This is a genomic window from Lentzea sp. NPDC051208 (assembly GCF_040682435.1).
GTDB lineage: Bacteria > Actinomycetota > Actinomycetes > Mycobacteriales > Pseudonocardiaceae > Lentzea > Lentzea kristufekii.
In genome coordinates this window covers 201,368-211,848 of the sequence record NZ_JBFBAW010000014.1, presented here as the reverse complement: position 1 = coordinate 211,848, position 10,481 = coordinate 201,368, and the positions used below count along the sequence as shown (strand labels likewise).

Genomic DNA, 10,481 nt, shown 5'->3' with positions numbered 1-10,481 from the left:
GGCGCCCTCCCGGGCCCACCCCCCCCCCCCACCCCCCCCCGCGTGCGGAAAATCCGAGCGGTGAACGGTCTGTTCGACGGGAGACAGGACTTCCGGGGCAGTGCTTAGAGGATCACGCGAACGGCGTCGGCGACCGGCGTCTCGCCGTTCACCAGCTCCAGCGTCTTGCCGATCGTGTTGGGAGCGTTGAGCAGTTCGGCCAGCACGGCGGCGACGTCCGCGCGGGTGACGGACGCCCGCGGCAGCCGGGGCTCGGCCAGCGTGACCAGCCCGGTCGGCGCGTCGTTCACCAGAGGCCCTGGCCGCAGGATCGTCCAGTCGAGATCACGCGGCTTCAGGTCGTCCTCGGCCAGCTTCTTGGCCTTCAGGTACACCGCGAACTCGGGATCCACCGACGGCGAGTCAGCGGACTCGATCCCGACGGTGGACACCTGCAGGAACCGCCGCACCCCGGCCTCGACGCAGGCGGAGGCGAAGAGCGCAGCGGCCCCGTAGTCCACGGTGTCCTTGCGGGCGGCACCAGATCCGGCACCGGCACCAGCGGCGAACACGGCCGCGTCAGCGCCGTTCAAATACGCGGCGACCGAGTCCAGATCAGCGGACTCCAGGTCGCACAACACCGGAACGGCTCCGGCTTCCTGCACATCGGCGAAGTGATCGGGGTTGCGGACCAGTGCTGTGGCGGCGTCTCCTCGGGTGGCCAGCAGCTGCTCGAGAAGCAGCGCGATCTGCCCGTGTCCGCCGGCTATGACTACTCGCATGGCCCGACCGTAGATCAGGAAGCGGTGGCGAGCACCTGCTCGTAGACCAGTTCGTTCACCCAGCGGGTGATGGCGGTGTCCTCGGAGGGGACGGTCTCCTGGCGGCCGGTCACGTCGACCGAGAGGTCCTTCTCGTCGGCGGCCAGCAGCACCGAGACGCCGTAGCGGCGCACGCGCGGCAGGCAGTTCGCGAGGTAGTCGTGCGAGAAGGCGACCGACTCGGGCAGGACGACCGCGGCGTTGCCGTAGCGGGCGAAGGGGACGGAGGAGGCCAGAGCCGTCCTCCAGTGACGCGCGACGGCCAGGACGCCGACGATCCGCACCGCGGCGGGGGGAACGCGGCCTTCCATCTCCGGCCACACCCACGTGGAGACGGTGGTCTTGTCGGCCTCGGGGCCCGCACCCACGCACACGCGCTCGGCGTGGGCGTCGGCCAGGAGTTCGGCCACGACGACGACCTTGCGGCCCATCAGGACCATTTCGGGGAGAACCACGCCGTGCCAGCCGAGGCGGATCGCCGCAGCGGCTGCCAACTCCTCGACGGACGCGGGCAGTTCCGGAACCGGGACCGGGGTGGTCGACAGACCGTTCGAGCTGTCGAGCGCCGCGATCCTTGCTGGGGTGCTGCTCACGCCAGTGCCTCCTCGTCACCCGCGGCGGGAGATCCGCCGCGTTTCGACTCGTGCTCTGGATAAGAATTAGCAGGAAGCGCGCGGCCCGCCCCCAGGTCACAGGACCCCCTGCGATCGACGGCGCCGACCGGTCGGTGACCGGTCGAGGAGTGGCGAGGGGAGTTCGGTCCTGCTGTGCTGCCGTCTGGGTGACGTTAATCCGGATGGACGCACCAAAAGAGCTGCTCAGGGTGTGTGCGCCAGGCGTGAGGGCAAAAAGCCGGTCAGCGGCGCCCGTCGCCGCCCGCCGACCGTTCACCGCGCCAGAACGACCACCTACATGATGATCACGGTCTTGCCGGGCCCGTGACCTGCGAAAACGTCGGTCGCCGCGCGCAACGGCACGCGTCGGCCGATCGGCACTTCCAGATCACCCGACTGCACCATGGACGCCAGTCGCACCAACAGTTCCCGTGACCCCTTCAGACCGAAGTTCTGGGCGGGATCAGCGGAAACGTAGTTGGTGTTGAAGGCCAGCGGCGCGTAGCGCGCGTTCGCCTCGAACGACGAACGGTCGGCGCTCACGAGGTCGATGAGCGCGTCGGCCTCGACCAGGGAATCGCCACGGCCGATCGGGATGACGCGCTTGCCGGCCGCACGCGCGATCTGGGTGGCGAACGACCCGACGCCGCCCGCCGCACCGACGATCAGCACGGATTGTGCGGAGCCGAGCGACTCGACCAACTGCAAAGCCGTCATACCCGCGGTCGGCAATGCGGCGGCGATGGCGGGATCCAGGTCTTCCGGCAACGGCGCCAACGCGTTCGTGGCCGGAACTGTGACGTACTCGGCGTATGTTCCGCCGCCGACGGGACGGCGGAAGAAGGTGCCGAAAATCCTCTCTCCGGAACCTTCCACCTCACCCGCACCATCAGTTCCGGGAACCAGCGGGAACTGGTGGGGAGCGGAATCGCGGAGCATCCCGTTCACCACTTTGCGGTCGAACGGGTTGACACTCGCCGCGAGCAGCCGAACCAGAAGCTGACCTGGCTCTGGCGTGGGCCGGGGAACCTCGACGAGCTCGAGTTCCGAGCCGAAGCCGGCAGCGGCTATCGCCCACATGGCGCCCCCCGAACGAGTGACAGACATCACCTGTTGGATCAAGGAATCCGATACTGCCGATCAACGAAAGAACCCCCCTCGCGATTCCGCGAGGGGGGTTCCATCTGTCATTCGATGGGCAAGGGGGGAGTTGAACCCCCACGTCCTTTCGGACACACGGACCTGAACCGTGCGCGTCTGCCATTCCGCCACTTGCCCCTGGAGACGTTGGAAACACTAGCACGCGTCCAAACCAGGTTCCTAATCGCCCCCTGTAGGGCTGGTCGCACCCGGATACGATCGGTACAGGAGCCCGGGCCGAGCGGACCGAACGGAAGGAGTCGACATGGGCCTGCAACGCTTCGAGCGCAAGCTCGAAGGTCTCGTCGGCAACACCTTCGCGCGCGTGTTCGGCGGCAGCGTCGTGCCCCAAGAGGTGGCACAGGCACTGCATCGGGAGGGTGACAGCAACATCCGCGAGCTCGCGGGTGGCAGACTGCTAGCCCCCAACCACTACAAGGTGCTGCTCGGGCCTCAGGACCACGAACGTCTTGCGGGCGACGAGCAGGATGAACTACGCATCACACAGCTTCTCGCAGAGGGCCTGCGAGAGCACCTGGCCGAGTCCGGATGGGATACCTATGGTGACGTCGTAGTCTCCCTGGAGCGCTCCGAGGCGCTGCACACCGGACAGTTCCGAACCAGCTCGTCCGTCGACCCCGACGTGAAAGCGGCCAGCCGACGGTCAGCACCACCTCGCACCGCAGGAGACCGATCCATGAGCCAGCCACCCGGCTACGGACAAGGACAGGGCCAGCCCGGCCAGGACCCTTATGGTCAGGGCGGCTACGGCCAGCAGGGCTACGACCAGCAGCAGGGCTATGACCAGCAGGGTTATGGCCAGCAGCAGGGCTATGGCCAGCAAGGACAGGACCCGGCCTACGGCCAGCAGGGCTACGGCCAGCAGCCGGGCTACGACCAGGGCTACGGCGGCGCCCAGCCGGCCGGCGGCTACGACCAGGGTTACGGCCAGCCGCAGGGCTACGATCAGGGCTACGGCGGCGGCCAGCAGCAGGGCTACGGCCAGGACCAGGGTTATGGCCAGCAGCAGGGCTACGGCCAGCCCGCCGGCTACGACCAGGGTTACGGCGGCGCGCAGCCGGCCGGCGGTTACGACCAGGGCTACGGCCAGCAGCCGGCAGGCGGCTATGACCAGGGTTACGGCCAGCAGCAGGGCTACGGCCAGCCTGGCGGCTACGACCAGGGCTACAACCAGGGCGGATACGCCCCGCCGGCCACCCAGGGCGCGAACCGTCAGCTCAACGCGACGCTGCACCTCGACGACGGATCCAACCGGACGTACAACCTGAAGCAGGGTGGAAACGTCGTAGGTCGTGGGCAGGAAGCCGACTTCCGCCTCCCGGACACCGGAGTCTCCAGGCGCCACCTGGAAATCTCCTGGGACGGGCAGAATGCGATGCTCGCTGATCTCGGTTCGACGAACGGCACCACGGTGAACGGCACGCCAGTGCAGACTTGGCAGCTCGCGGAGGGCGACGTCGTCCGCATCGGCCACTCGTCACTGGTCTTCCGCACCGCGGGCTGAGGTCGGTCGAGCGTCGGGTATGCAACTCAAGGCAGGAGCGGTTACAACCGGTGCAAGAGCTGGTGATGCAGCTGACCAGAGCGGGCTTTCTCGTGCTCCTCTGGCTCTTTGTGCTGGCCGCCCTACGTGTGGTCCGCTCTGATCTTTACGCAGCCTCAGGGCTCCGGGCATCAGGTCTGCCCGGATTCCGGAGGTCCGAGAAGTCGGCGAGGGGAAGCAAGGCGCCTCGGCAACTCGTGGTCACCCACGGGGCGCTCACGGGCACCCGCATCTCGCTCGACGGCAGGCCGATCCTGATCGGCCGCGCTGACGACTCCACCCTCGTCCTGGACGACGACTTCGCGTCGACCAGGCACGCGCGGCTGTCCATGCGCGGTACCGACTGGTACGTGGAGGACCTCGGCTCCACGAACGGCACCTACCTAGACCGAGCCAAGGTCACCGCACCCCTGCGCGTACCTCTCGGCACCCCGATCCGCATTGGCAAAACGGTGATCGAGCTGCGCTCATGACCTTGGTTCTTCGATACGCGGCCCGAAGCGACAGGGGCCTGGTTCGTGCCAACAACCAGGACTCCGTGTACGCGGGCCCCCGCCTGCTCGCAGTAGCCGACGGCATGGGTGGCCACGCCGCCGGTGAAGTCGCGAGCAAGGTGGTCATCGCCTCGCTGGCCCACGTCGACGACGACGAGCCGGGCGACGACCTCCTCGGCAAGCTGCGCGACGCGGTCGCGAGTGGCAACGGCGCCATCTCCGAGCTCGTGACGAGCGACCCGGACCTGGAGGGCATGGGCACCACGCTCACGGCCATCCTGTTCGCGGGCAACCGCCTCGGGCTCGTGCACATCGGCGACTCGCGCGCGTACCTCCTGAGGGAGGGCTCCTTCGCGCAGATCACGCACGACGACACGTTCGTCCAGTCGTTGATCGACGAGGGCCGGATCACCCCGGACGAGGCCGCCACGCACCCGCAACGCTCGTTGCTGCTGCGCGCCCTCACCGGGCACGACTTCGAGCCCAGCCTCACGGTCCGCGAAGCGCGCGTCGGCGACCGGTTCCTGCTCTGCTCGGACGGCCTGTCCGGCGTCGTGAGCATGGAGACGCTCGACGAGGCGATCCGCATCCCCGACCCGCAGGCCTGCGCGGACCGGATGATCGAGCTCGCGCTCAAGGGCGGCGGCCCCGACAACGTCACGGTGATCGTGGCGGACGTCGAGGACGTCGACTTCGGCGACGACTACCCGATCCTCGGTGGCGCGGCCGGCGACGGCAGCGAGGACCACAACGTCCCGCCGGACTCCGCGGCCTCACGGGCGAGCGCGCTCACGCAGCAGCGCCCGCCGATGCCGCAGCGGATGGACGCACCGCCACCACCTCCGCAGGACCCCAAGCGCAAGAAGCGCAACGCCATCAAGGCGTTCGCGATCATCTTCGTGCTGCTCCTGCTGACCGGTGTCGTGGCGGTCGGCGGCAAGCTGTGGCTCAACACCCAGTTCTACGTCGGTGCCACCGAGAATGGCCAGGTCGCGATCTTCCGCGGCCTGAACGGCACGGTGCTCGGCTTCAAGCTGTCGTCCAAGGTCGAGGACTCGTGCCCGCCCGGCTCCACGGGCTGCACCCCGATCACGTTGAACGACCTGCAGGAAGCCGGCCGGAAGACCATCACCGCGGGCATCCGCAGCGACAACGGACTCGACGGCGCCCGCGCCGCGGTCCGGTTGCTGCGCACCGAGCACATGCTGCCGCTGTGCAAGGACACGTCGTCGACGTCGTCCAGCACGACGCCCTCGACGACGCCGAGCACTCCGTCGTCCAGCACGTCGAGCACGCCGCCCGCCAACGGTTCTCCGAACCCGGAGACCGGTTCGACCGAGCCTTCGCTCGCCCCCTCCCAGCAAAAGCCGGGTGTGGAATGCCGGGAGGGTCCGTAGTTGATGGGCTCGCCCGTCCCCGCCGGGGAAGGTTCACCAGGCGCGTCGGTGGCGACCAACACGTCGCCGGGGCTGAAGGCGCCGACGCGACGCGGCACCGAACTGGTGATGCTGTCGTTCGCCGCCGGTCTCGTGACGCTGGCTCTGATCCTGGTCGAACTGAACCAGGAACGCTCGCTGAGCCTGAGGATCCTCTACCTCGGTCTCGCGTACCTCGGACTCTTCGCCTGTGCCCACCTCGCCGTGCGCAGGTGGGCGCCCTACGCCGACCCGGCGATCCTGCCGTGCGTCGCGCTGCTCAACGGGCTCGGACTGGTGGTCATCCACCGGATCGACCTCGCCCTGGAGGGCACCGTCTTCCCGGACGGTTCCACGTGGGACCCGGTGGCGTTCAAGCAGGTCATCTGGACCGGCATCGGGTTGCTGCTGTTCGCGGCCACGTTGAAGTTCCTCCCGGACCACCGGATGCTCGCGCGCTTCGGCTACACGTTCGGCCTCGTCGGACTGGTCGCGCTGCTGCTTCCCGGTGTGCTGCCCGGCTTCATCGCGCCGACGATCAACGGCGCGAAGATCTGGCTGCGCGTCGGACCGCTGTCGCTCCAGCCGGGTGAGTTCGCCAAGATCCTCCTGATGGTCTTCTTCGCCGCGTTCCTCGTGTCGAAGCGGGACCTGTTCACGGTGGCGGGCCGCCGGTTCCTCGGCATGGACCTGCCCCGCGCCCGTGACCTGGGCCCGCTGTTCGCGGCCTGGGGCGTCACGGTCGCGGTCATGGTGCTGCAGAAGGACCTCGGTTCCTCGCTGCTGTTCTTCGGCATCGTGCTCGTGCTGCTCTACATCGCCACGGAACGAGCGGCGTGGGTCGTGCTCGGTCTCGGCCTGTTCGCCGGCGGCGCCGTCATCGCGTGGAAGCTCTTCAACCACGTGCAGCAGCGCGTCGCGAACTGGCAGGACCCGATCGCCCGCTACGACATGATCGGCGGCGGGTACCAGATCTCGCAGTCGCTGTTCGGTCTCGCGACCGGCGGCATCGGCGGTGCCGGGCTCGGCGCGGGCCGTCCGGAGATGATCCCCGAGGCGAACACCGACTTCATCACCGCCGTGATCGGCGAGGAGCTCGGGTTCGTCGGCTTCGCGGCACTGCTGCTGGTCTACATGGTCTTCGCGTTGCGCGGCCTGCGTGGCGCCATCTCGGTGCGCGACAGCTTCGGCAAGCTCCTGGGCGGCGGTCTCGCGTTCGCGGTCTGCTTCCAGGTGTTCATCGTCGTCGGCGGTGTCACCAAGCTGATCCCGATGACGGGTATCACCGCGCCGTTCCTGTCCTACGGCGGTTCGTCACTTCTCGCGAACTACATCCTGGTCGCGTTGCTACTGCGAATTTCTGCGGCGGCACGGGCCCCGCAACGGGTCGCGAAGCCGAAACCGCAACAACCGGCTATCGCGGACCAGCACACTGTGATGGTGGAGCGTCCCAAATGAACACACCGCTCCGCCGCGTCGGCATGGCCATGATGGTGATGATCGTGCTCCTGCTGGGCAACGCCACGTGGGTGCAGGTGATCAACGCCGACGAGTGGCGCAAGAACGCCTACAACCGCCGGGTGCTGCTCGACGAGTACGCCCGCAAGCGCGGTCTGATCACCGTCGCCGACGGCACGGTGATCGCGGACGTCAAGGAGACGAGCGACCGTCTCCGGTACCTGCGCACCTACAACAGCGGCCCTGCCTACGCCCCCGTCACCGGCTACCTGTCGGTCACGTACGGCACCTCCGGCATGGAGCGCGCCGAGAACGACCTCCTCAACGGCTCGGACGACAGGCTGTTCACGCGCCGCGTCTCCGCGTTGATCACCGGTCGTGACCCGGTCGGCGGCAACGTGCAGCTCACCCTGAACTCCAAGGTGCAGCAGACCGCGTACGACCAGCTGACGGCCAAGGGCTTCACCGGCTCGGTCGTCGCGATCAAGCCGGACACCGGCGAGATCCTCGCGATGGCCAGCACGCCGTCCTACGACCCGAACCTGCTCGCGAGCCACGACGTGAACGAGCAGGCCGCGGCGTGGAAGCAGCTCACCGCCAAGGACGCCGGCGACCCGCTGGTCAACCGCGCGACGCAGGCCCTCTACCCGGCCGGCTCGACGTTGAAGGTCGTCGTCGCCGCCGCGGCACTGGCCGACGGCAAGAACAAGGACACGCAGTACACCGCCAAGGGTTCGATCACGCTGCCCGGCAGCCAGACCCCGCTGCCGAACTTCAACGGCACCCCGTGCGGCCCCGGCGAGACGGTGTCGATGGAGACCGCGCTCGCCAAGTCGTGCAACACGGCGTTCGGTGAGATGGCGGGCCAGCTCGGCGCGAACAAGCTGCGCCGCCAGGCCGAGAAGTTCGGCTTCAACGACCCGGACCTCACCGTGCCGCTGGTCGTCGAGACCTCGACGCTCGGCCCGATCCCGGACGACGCGGCGCTCTACCAGACCGGCATCGGCCAGCGCGACGTGCAGATCACCCCGCTGGAGAACGCGGTGATCGCGGCGACGATCGCGAACAACGGCAAGCGCATGCAGCCGTACCTGGTGTCGAAGATCCTCGGCCCGGACCTGAAGTCGATCGACGACACCGAGCCGGACCAGGTCGAGACCGCGATGAGCACGGCCAACGCCAACGCCCTGCGCGACATGATGATCCAGTCGGAGATCAACACCGGTGGCGAGGGCCGCCTGCAGAACGTGCAGGTGGCGTCCAAGACCGGTACCGCCGAGCACGGTTCCGACGTCACGAAGAACAACCCGCACGCCTGGTACATCGCGTTCGCGCCGGCGCAGAAGCCGGAGATCGCGATCGCGGTCATCGTGGAGGACGGTGGCGACCGCGGTCTGGGCGCCACCGGTGGCAAGGTCGCCGCGCCGATCGGACGCGCCGTGATGAACGCGTACCTGGCAGGCCGCTGATGCTGACCACGGGCCAGCTCCTCGCCGACCGCTACCGCCTCACCAGGCGGATAGCGGTCGGTGGCATGGGAGAGGTCTGGGAGGCGGCGGACGACAGGCTCGACCGCCGCGTCGCCGTGAAGGTGCTCAAGGCGGAGCTCTCCGGGGATCCCGAGTTCCTGCACCGGTTCCGCGTCGAGGCGCGGATGACCGCGTCGCTCAACCACCCCGGCATCGCGTCGGTGCACGACTACGGCGAGACCGCGTCGATCGCGGACGGACCGGAGGACACCGCGTACCTGGTGATGGAGCTCGTCGAGGGCGAACCGCTCGCGACGATCATCTCCCGGGGCAGGCTGACCGCCGACGTGACGCTCGACCTGCTGGAGCAGACCGGGAACGCGTTGCAGGCGGCCCACGAACGCGGGCTCGTGCACCGCGACGTGAAGCCCGGCAACATCATGGTCACGCCGTCGGGGAAGGTGAAGATCACCGACTTCGGCATCGCGAAGGCCGTGGACGCGGCACCCGTGACGCGGTCCGGCATGGTGATGGGCACCGCGCACTACATCGCCCCCGAGCAGGCTCTTGGTGGCGAAGCCGAACCGGCGAGCGACGTCTACTCGTTGGCCGTGTGTGGCTACGAGTGCCTGGCCGGCCATCGGCCGTTCCTCTCGGACAACGCGGTGACGGTCGCGATGATGCACATCCGCGACATCGCGCCGCCGTTGCCGCCGGACGTCCCGCCGGGTGCGCGGGCGTTGATCGAGGCCACGCTGGTGAAGGACCCGAGGCAGCGCTACCGGACCGGCGGGGAGTTCGCCGCGGCCGTGAGCGCGGTGCGGGTGGGCCAGCCGCTGCCGACGCCGTCCGGTTTCACTATGCCCCAGGTGGTTCCGCAGCAGCAGGTCGTGCAGGCGCCACCGCCTCAGGTGTCGCAGCCACTGCCGATTCCACCGCAGATGCAGCACCACCTGGGAGCGCAGGGCCGTCCCGGTACCCATCCGGCGATGCAACCGGCGCACCAGACCGGGATGCAGCCGTCGCACCAGACCGGAACGTTCACCCCCATGCCGACACCGCCGGGGAGGAACCGGACCGCCGTCTGGGTTATGGTCGCTTTCCTGGTGGCCGTGCTGCTGGTGGTCGGTGTGGTAGTCCTGTGGAAGTTGACCGCCAAGGACAATGGCGGTACCGGGCAAGGTGGCCGGCCGACGACGACGTCCAGCACGGCGAACCCGAACGCTCCGGCGAGCGGTCAGGCGAAGCCCGACTCCGCCGATCGCATACCGGGCAGTCAGCCGATGCGGATCAACGAGGACGACTACATCGGTCGTTCCGGCGACGCGGTCAGCATCGATCTGATCGACCACGGCCTGGAGCCCAAGGTGCAGAGCGCGCAGGGCACAGCGCCGGGCGACTTGAAGAAGTGCCGGGTCACCGCCATCGCGCCGACAGGCGAGGTGCCGGTCGGCTCGCAGGTGAAGGTGACGTGCGCGCCATGAGCAAGACCAGAACCGAGTTCGGAACACCGTCGACGAGGAGCGG

General features: G+C 68.5%; 9 protein-coding genes and 1 tRNA gene. 6 read left to right on the top strand and 4 right to left on the bottom strand.

Translation table 11 applies throughout. The features are described from left to right. Positions 1-104: 104 nt before the first annotated feature. The 4 genes from AB0M48_RS31350 to AB0M48_RS31335 form a co-directional block, all read right to left on the bottom strand. The gene (locus AB0M48_RS31350) at positions 105-761 is read right to left on the bottom strand and encodes an NAD(P)H-binding protein (protein ID WP_363848887.1); all 657 of its coding nucleotides are present in this window, start codon (positions 759-761) and stop codon (positions 105-107) included. Positions 762-775: 14 nt separating this feature from the next. Then, positions 776-1,393, bottom strand: a complete 618-nt coding sequence (locus tag AB0M48_RS31345) for a hypothetical protein (RefSeq protein ID WP_363848886.1) — start codon at positions 1,391-1,393, stop codon at positions 776-778. 315 nt (positions 1,394-1,708) lie between these two features. After that, positions 1,709-2,290, bottom strand: coding sequence for a hypothetical protein (locus AB0M48_RS31340; RefSeq protein WP_363848884.1), 582 nt, complete (start codon positions 2,288-2,290; stop codon positions 1,709-1,711). Between the two features lie 319 nt (positions 2,291-2,609). Beyond that, positions 2,610-2,692, bottom strand: a tRNA-Leu gene (locus tag AB0M48_RS31335). Between the two features lie 127 nt (positions 2,693-2,819). On the opposite strand from AB0M48_RS31335, the gene AB0M48_RS31330 reads away from it, so the two are divergent. The 6 genes from AB0M48_RS31330 to AB0M48_RS31305 are packed head-to-tail and all read left to right on the top strand — an operon-like array spanning position 2,820 to position 10,438. Beyond that, complete coding sequence (locus AB0M48_RS31330) at positions 2,820-4,079, top strand: DUF3662 and FHA domain-containing protein (RefSeq protein ID WP_363848882.1); 1,260 nt, start codon at positions 2,820-2,822, stop codon at positions 4,077-4,079. A gap of 50 nt (positions 4,080-4,129) precedes the next feature. Further along, the gene (locus AB0M48_RS31325) at positions 4,130-4,591 is read left to right on the top strand and encodes an FHA domain-containing protein (RefSeq protein WP_030480247.1); all 462 of its coding nucleotides are present in this window, start codon (positions 4,130-4,132) and stop codon (positions 4,589-4,591) included. Continuing rightward, positions 4,588-6,009, top strand: coding sequence for a PP2C family serine/threonine-protein phosphatase (locus AB0M48_RS31320; protein WP_363848880.1), 1,422 nt, complete (start codon positions 4,588-4,590; stop codon positions 6,007-6,009). The genes AB0M48_RS31325 and AB0M48_RS31320 overlap by 4 nt, the downstream gene beginning before the upstream one ends. Before the next feature lie 3 nt (positions 6,010-6,012). Beyond that, positions 6,013-7,485: an FtsW/RodA/SpoVE family cell cycle protein gene (locus AB0M48_RS31315; protein WP_363848878.1), complete on the top strand. Its 1,473-nt coding sequence runs from the start codon at positions 6,013-6,015 to the stop codon at positions 7,483-7,485. Beyond that, positions 7,482-8,954 (top strand): penicillin-binding protein 2, encoded by a 1,473-nt coding sequence (locus tag AB0M48_RS31310; protein ID WP_363848876.1) that lies wholly within the window; start codon positions 7,482-7,484, stop codon positions 8,952-8,954. The genes AB0M48_RS31315 and AB0M48_RS31310 overlap by 4 nt, the downstream gene beginning before the upstream one ends. Continuing rightward, positions 8,954-10,438, top strand: a complete 1,485-nt coding sequence (locus tag AB0M48_RS31305) for a serine/threonine-protein kinase (RefSeq protein ID WP_363848875.1) — start codon at positions 8,954-8,956, stop codon at positions 10,436-10,438. The genes AB0M48_RS31310 and AB0M48_RS31305 overlap by 1 nt, the downstream gene beginning before the upstream one ends. The last annotated feature ends 43 nt before the right edge of the window (positions 10,439-10,481 follow it).